The organism is Streptomyces sp. NPDC055506, from assembly GCF_053643595.1.
This window is the reverse complement of the sequence record NZ_JBSHKH010000160.1, coordinates 1-16696: the sequence shown is the minus strand read 5'-3', so window position 1 is coordinate 16696 and position 16696 is coordinate 1. Positions and strand designations below refer to the sequence as shown.

Sequence of the window (16696 nt, the reverse complement as noted above, 5' to 3'; positions counted from 1 at the left end):
GTTGGCCGGATCCACAGGTCGGCGCCGACACCGATGCGGGCGGCGAGGGCGGGCCGGATACCCATCCGCCCGCCGGGAACGCCTCCGGCACCGAGAACACCCCGCGCGACGGTGTCGACCAGCGCGTGGCCGCGATGCGGCGGACCGCCGACGGTGCGCGGCGCTGGCGGGCGGCTCATCTGGCAGGGTGTGCCGCGCTGCTGGCCGTCGCGCTCACCGGCGGGGCCATCGCCTTCGGGGGTGCGGGGAACGGCCCGGCCGGCGGCGACGTGGCCGCCGTGTCCGCGGCCGGGGCGTTGTCGCCGGGCGCGCTGGCCCGGGGCGATCTCGACGCGGGGATCGCGTCCCTGCAGAAGCACCTCCGGGCCCAGCCGAGGGACTTCGGCAATTGGGCCACCCTCGGCCTCGCCTACGTCGAACAGGCCCGGACGAAGGGCGACCCCTCCCGCTATCCGCAGGCCGAGCGCGCGCTGAAGCGGTCCCTCGGGCTGAAGCCCGGCAACGACCCGGCCCTGGCCGGCCAGGCCGCCCTCGCCGCGGCCCGGCACGACTTCCCCGGCGCACTGAAGTACGCCGACCGGGCCCTGAAGCAGAACCCCTACAACGAACGCGCGCTGTGCACCCGTATCGACGCCCTCGTCGAACTCGGCCGGTACGACGACGCCGAGAAGGCCGCCGACACCGCCGACGACAGGCGCCCCGGCGTGCCCGTCTTCACGCGGTACGCGTATGTGCGGGAGCTGCGCGGGGACGTCCGTACGGCGCGTGAGGTGCTGGAACGCGCCCTGAACTCCGCCCACTCGCCCGCCGACATCGCCTACGTCGCCACCGCGCTCGGGCAACTCGCCTGGAACCAGGGCGACTACAGGGCGGCCCGCGGCCACTACGCCCGCGCGCTCGCCGCCGACGACTCCTATCTGCCCGCCCTGGAGGGCCGCGCCCGCGCCGAGGCGGCGGACGGCGACCGCGCGGCCGCCGTGCGGGGCCTGGAGCAGGTCGTCGCCCGCTTCCCGCTGCCCGGCCCGCTCGTCGCCCTCGGCGAGCTGTACGAGGACCGCGGCGGCGACGGCGACCGGGCGAAGGCCGGCGACCAGTACGCCCTGGTCGACGCCTGGACGGCACTGGCCCGCGCCGGCGGTGTCAACGCCGACCTCGACTCGGCCATGGCGGCCGCCGACCACGGAGACAAGAAGGAGGCCCTGCGCTCCGCCCGCGCCGAGTGGGACCGCCGCCACAGCGTGCACACCGCCGACGCGCTCGCCTGGGCCCTGCACGTCAACGGCCGCGACGAGGAGGCCCTGCCGTACGCCCGCCGGGCCACCGCCACCGGCTACCGCAACGCCACCTTCCTCTTCCACCGCGGGATCATCGAACGCGCCACCGGCGACGAGCGCGAGGCCCGCGACCACCTCAAGGCCGCGCTCGACCTGAACCCCGGCTTCTCGCCCCTCGGCGCCCGCGAGGCCCGTACCGCGCTCAAGGACCTGGAGAAGAACCGGTGACCCTGCGCCGACTGTTCGCGTCGGGCGCCGCCGTCCTCACGGCCGCCTGCGCGCTCACTCTGCTGCCCGCCGCCACGGCGAGCGCCCACCCGCTGGGCAACTTCACCGTCAACCGCTACGACGGTCTCGTCGCCGCTCCCGGCGAACTCCGGGTCCAGCACGTCGAGGACCTCGCCGAGATCCCGGCGACCCAGGCCAAACCGGACATCGAGCGGCTGGGCATCGCCCTCTGGGCCCGCGAACGCTGCGCCACGGCCGCCGCGGACAGCAAGGTGACCGTCGACGGCCGTACCGCCGCCCTCACCGCCGAGCGCAGCCGGGCGCGGGTGCGGCCCGGGCAGGCGGGGCTCGACACCCTCCGCGTGGAGTGCGAGCTGACCGCTCCCCTCCCGTCGGACAAGGAGAGCGTGTCGCTCGGCTTCCGCGGCGCGGGCGCCTCCTCGGGCCCGGGCTGGCGGGAGGTCACGGCCCGGGGCGACCGTATGACCCTCACCGCGTCGGACGTACCCGAGAAGTCGATATCGGCCGAACTGACCAAGTACCCGGAGGAGTTGCTCTCCTCTCCGGCCGACACCGCGTCCGCCGCCCTGCGGGTGCGCCCCGGCGGGGCGGCGCTGGCCGAGGAGGAGTCGGACGCCCCCGCCGCCTCCGTGCTGCCGCGCGGCGCCGACCGCTGGACGCGTGCCCTGGACGACTTGGTCGCCCGGCACGACCTCACCGCGGGCTTCGCCGCCCTGGCCCTGGGCATCGCCGTCGTCCTCGGCGCGATGCACGCGCTCGCCCCGGGTCACGGCAAGACCATCATGGCCGCGACGGCGGCGGCCCGGGGCGGTGCGGCCCGAATGAAGGACGTCCTGCCCATGGCGGCCTCGGTGACGGTCACCCACACCCTGGGCGTGGTCGCCCTGGGCCTCCTGGTCACGGCCGGTTCGGCGGCGGCCCCTTCGGTGATCGCCTGGCTCGGCGTCGCCAGCGGTCTGCTGGTGACCCTGGCGGGCGCGAGCCTGGTCCGCCGCGCGCTCCGCAGCCGCGCGCCCCACCCTCACCCCCACACGCACAAACACGACCACGACCACGACCACCGGCATGAGCACACGGGCCACAGCCACACGCACGACCACCACCACGACCACGCGCACGACGATCACCACGACCACAGCCATCCGCACGACCACGCGCACGCCCACTCCCACCCGCACACGGTCGTGCACACCCACGGCGGTTTCACCCACTCCCACCCCGTCGCCCCCACCCTCCGCGGCACGATCCTCATGGGCTTCGCGGGCGGACTCGTGCCCAGCCCGTCCGCCGTGGTGGTGCTCGTCGGCGCCGCGGCCCTCGGACAGGCCTGGTTCGGTCTGCTGCTCGTCGTCGCGTACGGCGTCGGGCTGGCGCTCACCCTGACGGCCGCCGGGTACGCCGTCGTCAAGGCGGGCAGCGGGATGACACGGCTCCTGGACCGGCGCCCCCGCTGGACGGCCGGCCCGATGGCGGCCCTGATCCGCCGCACCGCCCCGCTCGGTTCGGCCTTCGCCGTGGTGGTACTCGGCGCCGGACTCGTGTTCAAGGGGGCGGCATCCGCACTCGGCTGAGTTACGTTCGTGAGAAAACAGGCGTCAAAGGGAAAGCGGACGTCGTGAGGAAAACCGACCCCGTGGGGAAAACAGACCTCGTGGAGAGTTCGCCCGGCTGCGAATGGGGGCGCCGTGTCCGAAGAACCGGGCCATGAGCGTGTGATCGCGGGCCGCTACCGGCTCCTGGCGCCGCTCGGCGAGGGCGGCATGGGGACGGTGTGGCGCGCCCGGGACGAGGTGCTGCACCGCGAGGTCGCCGTCAAGGAGGTGCGCGCCCCGGCCGGACTGGCCGGCGACGACGTGCAGCGGATGTACGCCCGGCTGGAGCGCGAGGCGTGGGCGGCTGCCCGGGTCGCCAGCGGGAACGTGGTGACGGTGTACGACGTGGCCACGGACGGCGGCAGGCCGTGGATCGTCATGGAGCTGGTCCGCGGGCTCTCGCTGGCGGAGGTGCTGGACGCCGAGGGCCCGATGCCGCCGCAGCGGGCCGCGCACATCGGCGCCGAGGTGCTGGCCGCGCTGCGGGTCGCGCACGAGGCCGGGGTGCTGCACCGGGATGTGAAACCGGCCAATGTGCTGATCTCCAACGACGGCCGGATCGTGCTCACCGACTTCGGGATCGCCATGGTCGAGGGCAGCTCCGCGCTGACCATGACCGGGGAGGTCATCGGCTCGCCGGAGTTCCTCGCCCCGGAGCGGGCGCTCGGCCGTACGCCGGGTCCGGAGTCCGACCTGTGGTCGCTCGGGGTGCTGCTGTACGCGGCGGTCGAGGGCCACTCCCCCTTCCGCCACGACACGCCGCTGAGCACGCTGCGCGCGATCGTCGACGAGGAGTTGCCGCCGCCGTACCGGGCCGGTCCGCTCGCCCCGGTCATCGAGGGACTGCTGCGCAAGGATCCCGAGCAGCGGCTGCCGCCCGAGCGGGCCGAGCAGGAACTGCGGATCATCGCAGCGGGCGGCGCGCCGAGCGCGGACACCACGCGGGCGGTCCCCTTCCCGCCCCCGTCCGCGACCCGCGCCGAGCCCCCCGCCACGCCCCCGATGCCCTTCCCGGGGCAGCCGGTGCCCTCCGGTTCGGGTGCGACGACGACGGCCACCCGTCAGGATCGGGACCGCCGGACCGGCCGGGTGCTGGTCGCGGGCGTCGTCGCACTGGCCCTGGCGGTGGGCGGGCTGACGTACGCGCTGCTGAACAACGGGGGCGGGGACGGCTCCCGGGACAACGAGCAGGGTGCCGGGGCGAGTACGCCGGCCGAGACCGGCCCGAAGGAGAACACCGGGAGCGGGAAGTCGAGCCCGTCCCCGACGCCGAGCGAGAGCAAGACCGAGAAGAGCAGTCCGCCGCCGCAGTCGGTGCGGGTGGCCCTGGAGGGCAGGCGCACGGACTACTCGGGTCCGTGTCCGCCGCCGAACGCCGAGGCGCCGCAGTTCACGGCGACGTTCACGGTGGGCCGGCTGCCGGCCGAGGTGCGCTACCGCTGGGTGACGCAGGACGGCTCGGTGCTCGACGGGGGCTGGAAGACGCTGTCGTTCGCGGAAGGGGGCGGGCGTACGAAGCAGGACGCGGTGACCGTGACGACGGACGCGGAGAGCGGGGCGTTCGAGAACGAGATCAGCGTCGAGGTGCGGGAACCGGTGCGGACGACGTCCGAGGGAGTGCCGTTCTCGGTGACGTGCGAGACGGAGACCCCGACGGACGGGGCCTCCCCTTCTCCTTCGGGCACGGACACCGAGAACACAGGTTCGGACTCGGACTCCGGTTGACCGGTCAGTCGTTGGCGTTGAGCACCGGCAGATAGCCGCCCGACTGGCCGGGGGCCTTCGGGTGGTAGGAATCGCCGATGTTGAGCCAGTTGACGCTGTGCAGCCAGGAGTCGCCGGAGCAGATCTCGTGGCCGGTGAAGGTGGTGCGTACGTCGCCGAAGACGAAGCCGTGGTCGGCTGCGCGCTTGGCGACGGCGGTGTTGAGGTAGTCGGAGGCGTCGTTGATGGCCTTGCGCTTGGTCTCGGAGAGGCCGAGGCAGGTAGTGCCGAGCTTGTAGAAGCGGGGGTAGCCGAGGACGACGACGCGTGCGCCGGGTGCCTTGGAGCGGATCGCCGAGTACACGCCGTCGAGCTTGCCGGGCAGCGTGGAGTCGACGTACGCCCGGGCGGTGTTGATGCGGGAGACGCAGGCGCTGTCGGACTGGGTGACACAGGTCGTCATGACGTCGGCGAATCCGGCGTCGTTGCCGCCGACGCTGACGGAGACGAGGGCGGTGGCACTGCTGAGCGGGCCGAGCTGACCGGACAGAACATCACCCGTTCGGGCGCCCGAGCAGGCCGTGAAGTCGAAGGTCGAGGGTGAGTGGGCGGCTGCCCAGAGGTAGGGGTAGGCCTTCGTGCTGCGCTTGCAGTCGCCGCTGGAGCTGATGTAGCTGCCGGCTCCGACTCCGGAGGAGTAGGAGTCACCGAGCGCCACATAGCCGCCGGTTGCTGCGAGTGAGGACGCCTGCGCCGTCGCGGCCCCGGTGAGGGCGGTGCCGACGGCGAGGAGGAGCGAGCTCACGAGGACGACAAGTCGGGAACGTCTCATGGAACCTCCCTTTAGCAGGATCTCTGCCATAACCGTCGTAGCAGCTACGCGTGTTGACAGGAAGTGTCCATGCCAAGTCTGTTGATTTATTTCGTGCTCATGACAGATTTGTTGACTGATGCTCAACTCTCTTGTTCTACGCCGGTAGATGGTCGACGCTTTACTCCGGCCGAGAGCGGAACGCGACGCTCCCCGGCCGGAGTGCGCGAGCACGCGCACCACCCCCACATGACGCGCGCCCCACCCAGGCGCGCGCCGCCTAGAGGAGGACTCCCTCGTAATGGCACAACTGCGTAGCAAGAGACTCGGACTCGCCGCGATCACCGTGTCGGCGACCGCCGCCCTCGTGGGCGGGCTCACCGCCCTCCCCGCCCAGGCCGCTCCCGCCGAGGGCCGGGTGCTCGCCGCGGACTCCCCGACCGCCGTCAAGGACAGCTACATCGTCACGCTCAAGAAGAGCGCGGGACTGAAGGCGTCCTCGGCCGCGGGCAAGGGCCTGGTGAAGGAGTACGGCGGCACGGTCGACAGGACCTTCGGCAAGGCGCTGAACGGCTACTCCGCCGTCCTCTCCGCCACCGAGGCCAGGCGGCTCGCCGCCGACCCGGCCGTGGCCGCGGTCGAGCAGAACCAGCGCGTCCAGGCCGACGCCACCCAGACCAACGCCCCCTGGGGTCTGGACCGCGTCGACCAGACCTCGCTCCCGCTCTCCGGCACCTACACCTACCCGGACAGCGCGGGCAGCGGCGTGACGGTCTATGTGATCGACACTGGTGTGCGCGTCACCCACCAGCAGATCAGTGGCCGTGCGGCGCACGGTTACGACGCCGTCGACGGTGACAACGACGCCTCCGACGGCAACGGCCACGGCACCCATGTGGCCACCACGATCGCGGGCACGACCTACGGTGTCGCCAAGAAGGCGAAGATCGTGGGCGTGCGGGTGCTGAACAACAGCGGCTCCGGCACCACGGCCGGTGTGATCGCGGGCATCGACTGGGTGACCCAGAACCACTCCGGCCCCTCGGTCGCCAACATGTCGCTCGGCGGCGGCGCCTCGGCCTCGCTGGACACGGCGGTCCGCAACTCCATAGCCAGCGGCGTCACGTACGCCGTCGCCGCGGGCAACAGCAGCACCACCGCCTCCTCGTCCTCCCCGGCCCGGGTCGCCGAGGCCATCACGGTCGGCGCCACGACCAACACCGACGCCAAGGCGAGCTACTCCAACTACGGCTCGGTCCTGGACATCTTCGCGCCCGGCTCGTCCATCACGGCGGGCTGGCACACCAGCGACACCGCGACGAACACCATCTCGGGCACCTCGATGGCGACCCCGCACGTCGCGGGCGCGGCGGCGGTCTACCTGGCGGGCCACACCTCCTCCACCCCGGCCCAGGTCGCCTCGGCCCTGGTCGCCGGCGCCACCACCGGCAAGGTCACCAGCGCGGGCACGGGTTCGCCGAACCGGCTGCTGAAGATCGTCCAGTAACCGGCACGGACACCGGCACGGACACCGGCACCTGAACAACCGTTCCCCGGAGGCGGGTCACCCCTCCGGGGAACGGTTGTTTTCGTGACCGGAACCTTTCAACTTACGGCCCACAAAAGACATCCCGTAACGGCCAAACCAACAAAAACGTGAGGGGCCGTTCCAGGTCTTGCCATACGGGTTCAATCGTCAATACCGTCATACATCTCACCCGCATCGGTCCGTCAGTACGCGGCTCTAGGGGAGGGCTCAAGGACCGCGACGTACCGGCGCGGGGCGCGGTAGGGGGGTGCCGTGCTCGGTGACCGCACATGGTGACCGGGCCGTGCCGCGCGGTCGGCTGCCGTTTTCGCGGCCGGCCAGCTTTGCCAGCTCACCCGGCGTGCCCGAAGCTCCATCTCGGCGTGCGTGCCACGGGTGAGAACCCCCCTTTCGAACCGGACTGGATCCGGACTGCCCTGGGGGGGCGGTCCACCGGACGAGAGGGACCAGACTCATGAGCTCAGTTCTGCAGCCGGCCGCCGCGGAGCAGCATCCGCCGGTCGCCGGGAAGTACCGGCCCGTCTCCTCTCACCTGGCCATCGCGCCGCCGGTGAGCGTGGTCATCCCGGCCATGAACGAGGCGGAGAACCTTCCGTACGTCTTCAAGACCCTGCCCGACTGGATACACGAAGTGGTCCTGGTCGACGGGAACTCCACCGACAACACCGTCCAGGTGGCCCGTGAGCTGTGGCCCGAGGTGAAGGTCGTCGAGCAGCGCGGCAAGGGCAAGGGCGACGCCCTGATCACCGGGTTCCAGGCCTGCACCGGCGACATCATCGTGATGGTCGACGCGGACGGCTCGGCCGACGGGGGCGAGATCCTGTCGTACGTCTCCGCCCTGGTCTCCGGCGCGGACTTCGCCAAGGGCTCCCGCTTCGCCAACGGCGGCGGCACCGACGACATGACCTTCATCCGCAAGCTCGGCAACTGGGCTCTGTGCACGGTCGTCAACCGCAAGTTCGGCGCCCGCTACACCGACCTTTGCTACGGGTACAACGCGTTCTGGCGGCACTGCCTCGACAAGATCGACCTCGACTGCACCGGCTTCGAGGTCGAGACCCTGATGAACATCCGGGTCGTCAAGGCCGGGCTCAAGGTGCAGGAGATCCCGAGCTACGAGTATCTGCGCATCCACGGCACCAGCAATCTGCGGGCTGTCCGGGACGGGCTGCGCGTGCTGAGGGTGATCCTCCAGGAGCGCTCCAACCGCCGTGCGCTGCGCCGCCGTTCGGACCGGTCGCCGATGGTGGACGCCATGCGGGGAGAGGTGTCTTGAGCGGTCCCGGCATCTCCGTCGTGATCTGCGCGTACACCGAGGACCGCTGGGAGGACATCCTCGCGGCGGTCTCCTCGGTGCGGGCGCAGTCACGGCCCGCCCTGGAGACGCTGCTGGTCGTCGACCACAACGACACGCTGCGGGAGCGGCTGGCCAAGGAGTACAAGGAGCCCTCCCGGGGCGCTGTGGTGCGGGTGCTCGCCAACGCGGGCCCCCGCGGCCTGTCCGCGGGCCGCAACACCGGGATCGCGGCGGCGCGCGGCGAGATCGTCGCCTTCCTCGACGACGACGCCGTGGCCGAGCGCGACTGGCTGCTGCACTTCGCCGAGGCGTACACCGACCCGCGGGTGATGGCGGTCGGCGGGCGCACGGTCCCCGTCTGGGCGTCGGGGCGGCGGCCGGACTGGTTCCCGGAGGAGTTCGACTGGGTGGTGGGCTGTACCTACCGGGGTCTGCCGCGCGGCCGGGTCCGGGTGCGCAATGTGCTCGGCGGCAACGCCTCGTTCCGTCGCAGCGCGTTCGACGCGGCGGGGGGCTTCGCCACCGGCATCGGCAGGGACGGCGACAAACGCCCGCTGGGGTGCGAGGAGACGGAACTGTGCATCCGTCTCAGCCGCGCCCGGCCCGACGCGGTGCTGCTGATCGACGACCGGGCGGTGATCCACCACCGGGTGCCGGAGGTCCGCGAGCACTTCCGCTACTTCCGAACGCGCACCTACGCCGAGGGCCTGTCCAAGGCCCTGGTGGCCCGGAGCGTCGGCGCCGAGAAGGGACTCGAGTCGGAGCGCCGGTATACGACCCGGGTGCTGCCGGCCGGGGTGGCGCGGGGCCTTCGGGACGCGCTGCTGGCCCGGCCGGGCGGTGCGGGCCGGGCGGGCGCGATCGTCGCCGGGGTGCTCACGGCGGCGGGCGGGTACGTGGTGGGGAGCGTGCGGGCCCGCCGGGGCGGGGCCACGTTCTCGGTGCCCGCGGTGGAGACGGCGCAGCCGTCGTCCGTGCCGGAGGAGGTGCGGGTCCGTGAGTGATGTGCGCGTGCCGGTCCTCATGTACCACGCGGTCGCGACCGATCCGAACGACGCGACCCGCGCCCTGTCCGTGACCCCGGAGGCGTTCGCCGAGCAGATGGCGGTGCTCGCGGACCGGGGGCTGCGGCCCCTCACCACGGCCGAACTGGCGGGGTGCTGGCGCTCCGGCCGGCCGCTGCCCGAGCGGCCGGTCCTCATCACCTTCGACGACGGTTACGAGGGCGTGCACCGGCACGCCCTGCCCGCGCTCGCCAAGCACGGCTTCCCGGCCACCCTGTTCGTCTCGACGGGGTGGCTGAAGGGGCCGTACGACACCGGCGGCGGCCTGGACACCATGCTGGACTGGGACCAGGTCCGTGAGCTCGCCGCGGCGGGCGTCGAGATCGGCGGGCACAGCCACAGCCACCCGCAGCTCGACCAGGTCTCCGAGGCCACGCTGCGGTTCGAGCTGATCCACTGCAAGGAGATCGTCGCGGACCAACTGGGCACCGTACCGGCCTCCTTCGCCTACCCCTACGGCTACTCCAGCCGCCGGGTCCGGCGGGCGGTGCGCGAGACGGGGTACGCCCAGGCACTCGCCGTGGGCAACGGCCTGGCGCGCCGGGAGCAGGGGCCGTACGCCCTGCGGCGCGTGACGGTGCGCCGCGGCACGGGCATCGACGAGTTCGAGCGGGTGATCGAGGGGCGTGCGATCGCCCGTACGTTCGCCAGGGACCGTGCCCTGACCAAGGGGTACGCGCTGGTCCGCAGGACCCGGCAGGCACGCCGGCTGGTGTCCCGCTCCGGGGTCTGACCTACGCGGGCTTCGGGGCCTGACCCGCACAGGCTTCGGGGCCTGACCTGCGCGGGGGAACCTGCCGCGTGCACCGGGAAACCGGGTGCACGCGGCGCCCCTGTGCCGGATCATGGCGGCATGTCTGGAAACCCGCACGAGGCGCTGCCGATCCGGCTCAACGTCGACGACTCCGACTCCCCGTCCGATGTCGTCGACGCGCTGTTCCTCGGCCGCTTCGCGACGGGCGAGCAGCCGTACTCCCACGCGGCGAACATCGACCGCGTACGGTCCGGGGCGGCGCTGATGCCGCCCGGCGCCCGCGTGCTGCGCGTCGCCCGGGACGACGACCGCAGCGCCACGCTCGCCGAGGGCGACGGCTGGACGCTGCTGGTCTCCCGCTGGAACCGGGGCGCCGACGTCACGGTCACGGCGACCAGCGCCGAACTGGCGCAGAAGATCCTCGACCAGGCCACGGACGGCGCGGCGGACGAACCCGAACCGCAGCCGGAGAACGTCACGATGGGCTTCTGGTACGTCTCCCCGCGCCGCGGCCCGCACCGCACGACCCGGCAGATCGCGGCGGGCACCTGGGACGAGGTGCGGCCCAACTACACCGCGCCGGTGGCGGACGCCATGGACCGCCTGATGAAGACCACACCGGAGGACATCGCGGGCCGGCTGCTCCTGCTGCACGGCCCGCCCGGCACCGGCAAGACGTCCGCGCTGCGCACCCTGGCCCGTTCCTGGCGGGACTGGTGCCAGGTGGACTGCGTCCTGGACCCCGAGCGGCTCTTCTCCGACGTCGGCTATCTGATGGACATCGCGATCGGCGAGGAGGACGCGACGGGCAAGGGCCGCTGGCGGCTGCTCCTGCTGGAGGACTGCGACGAGCTGATCCGGGGCGAGGCCAAGCACACGGCGGGCCAGGCGCTGTCGAGGCTGCTGAACCTGACGGACGGGCTGCTCGGCCAGGGCCGCAACGTCCTGGTCGGTGTCACGACCAACGAGGACCTGGAGCGCCTGCACCCCGCCGTCGTCCGCCCCGGCCGCTGTCTCGCCCGGATCGAGGTGGGTCCGCTGACCCGCTCGGAGGCGGTGGGCTGGCTGGGCCACGAGGACGGCGTCGGCCGCGAGGGCGCGACCCTGGCCGAGCTGTACGCGCTGCGCCGGGGCACGTCACCGACGGCACTGCCGGAGCCGCGCGGGGGCGCGGACGCGGGGCTGTATCTGTAGGAGGTCATCTGTAGAAGGTCTTCTGTAGAAGGTCCCCGTCGGCCGGTGTTTTGATGGGGTTATGACCCTTTTCGTCGGCACGTCCGGGTGGCAGTACAAGGACTGGCGGGACGTCCTGTACCCGTCCGGGCTGCCGATGCGGCTCTGGCTGGAGGAGTACGCGCGGCACTTCGCGACCGTCGAGATCAACAACGCGTTCTACCGGCTGCCGGCGCGGGAGACCTTCGAGGACTGGCGGGGGCGGGTGCCCGGGGACTTCGTCGTCGCGGTCAAGGCGAGCCGCTATCTGACCCACATCAAGCGGCTCAAGGACCCCGAGGAGCCGGTGCACCGCCTGATGAGCCACGCGGCGGGCCTGGGGAGCCGCCTGGGCCCGGTCCTCCTCCAGCTCCCGCCCAACCTGCGTGCCGACCCGGGCCTCCTGGACGCCTGCCTCGCCTGCTTCCCCACCTCGACCCGGGTCGCCGTCGAGCCCCGACACGACTCCTGGTGGACACCGGAGGTCCGCGCGGTCCTGCGATCCCGTCGGGCGGCCCTGTGCTGGACCGACGTCCTGGCCCGCCCCGCGACACCGCTGTGGCGCACCACCGACTGGGGCTACGTCCGCTTCCACCAGGGCCGCGCCCACCCCTGGCCCCGCTACGGCCGGCGCTCCCTGGCCACCTGGCTCGACCGCATCGCCACGACCTGGCCCGACGGCGAGGACGTCTACGCGTACTTCAACAACGACCCGGGCGGCGCGGCGGTGGAGGACGCGAGGACGTTCGCACGGGTGGGGAGGTCGGCGGGCCTGGAGATCACCCGGACGCCGGGGCGTCTGGCACGGACCGGCTGAACTTCAAGGGGCGCGGGGAACTGCGCGAACAACCCCCACCGGCCCGCACCCGGACGACGGCCCAACCCGACCGGCAGCCCGACGCCCTACTCCCCGTAAGCCGCCCGCAGGGCATCCCGTACCGCCGCCACCGCATCGGCCTCCGTGAGCCCGAGCCGCCGGGCCCGCTCCACATAGGCCTGCGCGGCGGACGCCAGCTCCCGGTCGGCCGCCGCGCCCGCCGCTGCCACGAACGTGCCGTGCCGCCCCCGCGTCTCGATCACGCCGTCCGCCTCCAGCGCCCGGTACGCCTTGGCGACGGTGTTCGCGGCGAGACCCAGCGACTCGGCCAGCCCCCGCACGGTCGGCAGCCGGTATCCCACCGGCAGCGCCCCCGACCGGGCCTGCTCGGAGATCCGCGCCCGCACCTGCTCGTACGGCGGAGCACTGTCATCGATGTCGATCTTCAACGTCACAGGCCGATTGTCCCGTACCCGGCGGAAAATGAGAGGCACCCGGCATGCGCCTCCACGTAACGTCCGCCTCCATGACTGTGATCGTGCGCGACCTGCGTCCCGACGTCCGAGCCGACGCCGAGGGGTTCTCCGACACCCGTCGCCTCGCCCTTCCCTACATGCTGTCCACCCCCGAGTCGGTGGTGCACACCCTGACGCACATCCATCCGGACGCCCACTTCGGACAGCTCATCGCCGAGGAGGACGGCGAGATCATCGGCACGGCCCAGATCAGCGTCGCCCACGACAGCCCGGAACCCGGCCAGGGTTCCGCCAACATCTATGTGCGCCCCGACCGCAGGCACCGCGGTGCCGGTTCGCTGCTGCTGCGCACCGCCGAGGAACGCCTGGCCGCACTGGGTGTCAGGAAGCTGTTCGCCTGGGTGCTGGACGAGCCGGAGAACCTCGCCTTCGCCGGGCGGAACGGCTTCCGGCCCAGCCGCTCCGCCTACTTCCTGCGCCTGGACCTGGCGGCCGGCACGCTGCCGCCCCGCCAGGAGCCGCCAGCGGGTGTCGAACTGCGCACCGCCGCCGATTTCGCGGACGACCCGCGCCCGGTGTTCGAGCTGGACGCGGAGACGACGTCGGACGAACCGAGTGACATCGACGTCGAGTTCACGGACTACGGGGTCTGGCTGGAGGAGACCTGGAAGCACCCTCTGCTGAACCGCGACCTGACCACGATCGCGGTCGTCGACGGCAGCCCCGCGGCCTTCAGCGTGGCGTACACCGACGGCGGCACCCGCTACGCCACCGCCATGACCGGCACCGCCCGCGCCTTCCGCGGCCGGGGCCTGGCCAAGCTCGCCAAGAACGACTCCCTGCACCGGGCCCGCGCCGCCGGGTGCACGGAGGCCTTCACCGGCAACGACACCGGCAACGACCCGATGATCGCCATCAACAAGTGGTTCGGCTACGAAATCTGCGCGAAGGAGGTGCGCCATGTCCGTGAACTCGGCTGACCGGCCCGGCGAGGTGGACGTCGTACTCGTCAAGGCGGGCCGTACGAAGATCCGTTACACCGGCGAGCTCCTGGCGGACGACGGAACCCGCGTCACGGTCCGCGCCCCGTGGGCGGGCAGCGGCGTACGCGACTTCGGGTTCGTCCGCTTCGAGCCGGGGGACGTCTTCACGGAGTACTACTGGCGCGACCGCTGGTACGCGGTGAAGGAGGTCCGCTCCGCCACGGGCACGCTGAAGGGCTGGTACTGCGACATCACCCGCCCCGCCGTCAGCTCCGGTCCGGAGCTGCTCGTCGAGGACCTCGACCTGGACCTCTGGCGCTCCGCCGACGGCACGGACGTACGCCGCCTCGACGAGGACGAGTTCGCCGAGAGCGGCCTCGCCGAGACGGACCCGGAGGCCGCGGCCGCCGCGCTGTCCGCACTCGAGGAACTGGAGACCCTGGCCCGCGACGGCGACTTCACGACGCTCCTGGCCTGACCCCCGTCTCAGCCCGTCACCGCGACCACCGCATACCGCTCGTCGGTCACCTCCCCGCCCCACAGCAGCGGATCGCCCGAGAGCCGCTCCACGCGCACCTGCCCGGCGATCGGGGCGAGGAGAGCGGTGAGGCGCTCCGCCGGTATCCCGACCGGATCGACCGTCCCCCACAGGCCCTCGACCAGCACGAGCCGCCCTCCCGGCCGCAGCAGCCCGGCCCAGTGCCGCAGGACGCGGCCGGGGTCGGACAGGGCCCACAGGACATGCCGTACGAGAACGACGTCGAAGCGCCGCTCCCCGATCGGCGGGGCCGCGGCGTCGCCGACGAGGAACACCGCGTCGCGCCCGGCCAGTTTCTCCCGGGCGAGCGTCACCATCGCCGGGGAGAGGTCCACGCCCGTCACCCGGTGCCCCTGCTCGGACGCGAGGAGCGACAAGCTGCCGGTGCCGCAGCCGAGATCGAGGACGTCGCCCGCGTGCCCGGGCAGCCAGCCGCGCAGCCGCCCGGCCCAGGCGCGGCGCACCGCGGGGTCGCGCAGTCCGTGGTCCGGCTCCTCGTCGAAGGAGGCGGCCCTCGCATCCCAGTCCACGCCCGGGCAGGGGGCGTTCGCCGAGGTCACAGGTTCACCGTCATGCGTCATGGGCCCAAGAGTGACACCCGCCACTGACACTCGAATGGTGACAGCCGCCACAGACAGACCGGAAGCGATGAGGAACTCTCCCCCGAAAGGTCTACCTCCGTGAGAACGCGGAACCCGGTAGCCCCTAAGGAGGCAGCCATGCGCCGTGTGACCGTGCAGAAGCCCCTGAAGAAGTCGGACGTCCGCAGGGTCCGCGAGGAGGCCGACGAGCGCCCCGGCGGGCGCCCGGAGGTCCGCAAGGACATCGCGCGCACATGGTGGCCGGACAGCTGACCGGCCGGTGCCGATCATGAGACGCGTGCAGAGCAGCCGCTTGCGGTAGTGGACGCGCGCGTGCCTCGCCCTCGAACGCCTCGACCACGACGAGGCCGATCACGGGCTCGCCCGTCACGAACACCTTGCCCGCGGCCACGTTCGCCGCGTGGTCCTCCTCCATGGGTTGCGGCACCCGGTCGATGCGCTCGATGTAGGGGCGGAAGGCGGCGTCGATCACGCCCTCGACGACCGGTACGTCGGCGGCTCCGGCCGGCCGGATCTCCTCGTCTGCCATGCCGCGACGGTACCTACCTGATGCCAGTCTGAGCACTCCCTTAACGCGGCCATAAGGATCTCCTCCACCCGTCCCCAGCAGGCGATTTCACGGTTCTCAGGGGCTAGCTTCGGATCACCCCACGGGATCCGGCCCACTCGGGCCCGGACCTGTCCCCATGAACCGTATGACCGTTTCGAGGAGTTCCCGCATGCCCGCACGCCGCACGGTAGCCACCGTCGCCGCCCTCGGCAGCCTTCCGCTCGCCCTGACCGCGCTGACCGCCACTCCGGCGGCCGCGCACGGCTCCATGGGCGACCCGGTCAGCCGGGTCTCGCAGTGCTACGCCGAGGGCCCCGAGAGCCCGAAGTCGGCCGCGTGCAAGGCGGCCGTCGCCGCGGGCGGCACCCAGGCCCTCTACGACTGGAACGGCATCCGCATCGGCGACGCGGGCGGACGGCACCAGCGGCTCATCCCGGACGGCAAGCTGTGCAGCGCGAACAACGCGCAGTTCAAGGGGCTCGACCTGGCCCGCGCCGACTGGCCCGCGACCGGCGTGCGCAGCGGCTCGCACACCTTCAAGTACCGCGTGACGGCGCCCCACAAGGGCACCTTCAAGGTGTACCTCACCAAGTCGGGCTACGACCCGGCCAAGCCGCTGGCCTGGAGCGACCTGGACCTGAAGAACCCGGTGGCGACGTCCACCGACCCGGCCGCCAAGGGCGGTTTCTACACCTTCTCCGGCACCCTGCCCCAGCGTTCGGGCAGACATCTGCTGTACGCGGTCTGGCAGCGGTCGGACAGCCCGGAGGCGTTCTACTCCTGCTCGGACGTCTCCTTCGGAGGCGGCGGCGACACCGCGAAGGGCGGCACGGCCCCGGCCCCGACCGCCTCCGCTCCCACCAAGGAGCAGATCGAGGACGGCAGCGACAAGTCGACCGTCGAGAACCACGGGCACGGTGACCACGACGCCAAGACGTCAGCGGAACCGGCCGCGGTACCGGGCGACGCCGAAGACACGACCACGGGCGAGACCCCGAACGAAGCCCCGACCGCGGCCCCGAACCGCCCCAAGGCGGCCGGTGCCACCGAGAACCTCGCCGAGACCGGTGGCGACAGCAGCACGACGTACCTCGCACTCGGCGGCGCGGCCGCGCTGGCGCTCGGCTCGTCGGCCCTGTTCCTCACCACCCGGCGCCGGGCGGTGAGCGGCGGCCGCCACGGCCGCTGACCAGCGTCTGCCCGCCCCTGACTCGGGGCCTGTCC

General features: G+C 72.4%; 16 protein-coding genes and 1 pseudogene. 13 read left to right on the top strand and 4 right to left on the bottom strand.

Annotated elements, in window-relative coordinates; all coding sequences use genetic code 11:
* The 3 genes from ACWIF2_RS36330 to ACWIF2_RS36320 form a co-directional block, all read left to right on the top strand.
* The coding region (locus ACWIF2_RS36330) for a tetratricopeptide repeat protein (RefSeq protein ID WP_454365378.1) at positions 1-1502 on the top strand (1502 nt) is incomplete at its 5' end.
* Positions 1499-3094, top strand: coding sequence for a HoxN/HupN/NixA family nickel/cobalt transporter (locus tag ACWIF2_RS36325; RefSeq protein WP_454365376.1), 1596 nt, complete (start codon positions 1499-1501; stop codon positions 3092-3094). The genes ACWIF2_RS36330 and ACWIF2_RS36325, both read left to right, overlap by 4 nt.
* 114 nt (positions 3095-3208) lie before the next feature.
* Positions 3209-4840, top strand: coding sequence for a serine/threonine-protein kinase (locus ACWIF2_RS36320; protein ID WP_454365374.1), 1632 nt, complete (start codon positions 3209-3211; stop codon positions 4838-4840).
* Positions 4841-4844: 4 nt separating this feature from the next.
* Here ACWIF2_RS36320 and ACWIF2_RS36315 read toward each other — a convergent pair whose 3' ends face one another.
* Entirely contained in the window at positions 4845-5651 is an 807-nt protein-coding gene (locus ACWIF2_RS36315; protein WP_454365372.1) for an SGNH/GDSL hydrolase family protein, read from the bottom strand.
* Positions 5652-5931: 280 nt separating this feature from the next.
* Here ACWIF2_RS36315 and ACWIF2_RS36310 point away from each other — a divergent pair, with 280 nt between their 5' ends.
* The 6 genes from ACWIF2_RS36310 to ACWIF2_RS36285 all read left to right on the top strand — a co-directional run bounded on the left by ACWIF2_RS36310 (position 5932) and on the right by ACWIF2_RS36285 (position 12323).
* A complete protein-coding gene (locus ACWIF2_RS36310) occupies positions 5932-7137 on the top strand; it encodes a S8 family peptidase (protein ID WP_454365370.1) in 1206 nt (401 codons plus the stop codon).
* A 496-nt stretch (positions 7138-7633) separates the two neighbouring features.
* Positions 7634-8455: a glycosyltransferase family 2 protein gene (locus ACWIF2_RS36305; RefSeq protein ID WP_382497986.1), complete on the top strand. Its 822-nt coding sequence runs from the start codon at positions 7634-7636 to the stop codon at positions 8453-8455.
* Entirely contained in the window at positions 8452-9480 is a 1029-nt protein-coding gene (locus ACWIF2_RS36300) for a glycosyltransferase family 2 protein (RefSeq protein WP_454365368.1), read from the top strand. The genes ACWIF2_RS36305 and ACWIF2_RS36300 overlap by 4 nt, the downstream gene beginning before the upstream one ends.
* Entirely contained in the window at positions 9473-10273 is an 801-nt protein-coding gene (locus ACWIF2_RS36295) for a polysaccharide deacetylase family protein (protein WP_454365366.1), read from the top strand. Before ACWIF2_RS36300 ends, ACWIF2_RS36295 begins: the two co-directional genes overlap by 8 nt.
* Positions 10274-10393: 120 nt before the next feature.
* Positions 10394-11488, top strand: a complete 1095-nt coding sequence (locus ACWIF2_RS36290) for a DUF5925 domain-containing protein (RefSeq protein WP_454365364.1) — start codon at positions 10394-10396, stop codon at positions 11486-11488.
* Positions 11489-11549: 61 nt separating this feature from the next.
* Complete coding sequence (locus ACWIF2_RS36285; RefSeq protein WP_454365363.1) at positions 11550-12323, top strand: DUF72 domain-containing protein; 774 nt, start codon at positions 11550-11552, stop codon at positions 12321-12323.
* Positions 12324-12409: 86 nt separating this feature from the next.
* On the opposite strand, the gene ACWIF2_RS36280 is transcribed toward ACWIF2_RS36285, so the two are convergent.
* The gene (locus ACWIF2_RS36280) at positions 12410-12778 is read right to left on the bottom strand and encodes a GntR family transcriptional regulator (protein WP_454365361.1); all 369 of its coding nucleotides are present in this window, start codon (positions 12776-12778) and stop codon (positions 12410-12412) included.
* 71 nt (positions 12779-12849) lie between these two features.
* On the opposite strand from ACWIF2_RS36280, the gene ACWIF2_RS36275 reads away from it, so the two are divergent.
* Together ACWIF2_RS36275 and ACWIF2_RS36270 are read left to right on the top strand one after the other, a co-directional pair.
* Positions 12850-13779 carry a GNAT family N-acetyltransferase gene (locus tag ACWIF2_RS36275; protein WP_454365359.1) on the top strand — a complete coding sequence of 310 codons (930 nt, stop codon included), beginning with the start codon at positions 12850-12852 and terminating at the stop codon, positions 13777-13779.
* Positions 13760-14260 carry a DUF402 domain-containing protein gene (locus tag ACWIF2_RS36270; RefSeq protein WP_454365358.1) on the top strand — a complete coding sequence of 167 codons (501 nt, stop codon included), beginning with the start codon at positions 13760-13762 and terminating at the stop codon, positions 14258-14260. Before ACWIF2_RS36275 ends, ACWIF2_RS36270 begins: the two co-directional genes overlap by 20 nt.
* An 8-nt stretch (positions 14261-14268) precedes the next feature.
* On the opposite strand, the gene ACWIF2_RS36265 is transcribed toward ACWIF2_RS36270, so the two are convergent.
* Positions 14269-14901, bottom strand: coding sequence for a class I SAM-dependent methyltransferase (locus ACWIF2_RS36265; protein WP_454365357.1), 633 nt, complete (start codon positions 14899-14901; stop codon positions 14269-14271).
* A gap of 138 nt (positions 14902-15039) precedes the next feature.
* On the opposite strand from ACWIF2_RS36265, the gene ACWIF2_RS36260 reads away from it, so the two are divergent.
* Positions 15040-15174, top strand: coding sequence for a hypothetical protein (locus ACWIF2_RS36260; RefSeq protein ID WP_454365379.1), 135 nt, complete (start codon positions 15040-15042; stop codon positions 15172-15174).
* Positions 15175-15247: 73 nt separating this feature from the next.
* On the opposite strand, the pseudogene ACWIF2_RS36255 reads toward ACWIF2_RS36260, so the two are convergent.
* Positions 15248-15451: pseudogene (locus ACWIF2_RS36255) on the bottom strand (GNAT family N-acetyltransferase); the annotation flags it as partial.
* A 190-nt stretch (positions 15452-15641) separates the two neighbouring features.
* Between ACWIF2_RS36255 and ACWIF2_RS36250 the strand changes: the two are divergent.
* Positions 15642-16661, top strand: a complete 1020-nt coding sequence (locus ACWIF2_RS36250; RefSeq protein ID WP_454365355.1) for a lytic polysaccharide monooxygenase auxiliary activity family 9 protein — start codon at positions 15642-15644, stop codon at positions 16659-16661.
* Positions 16662-16696 lie beyond the last annotated feature (35 nt).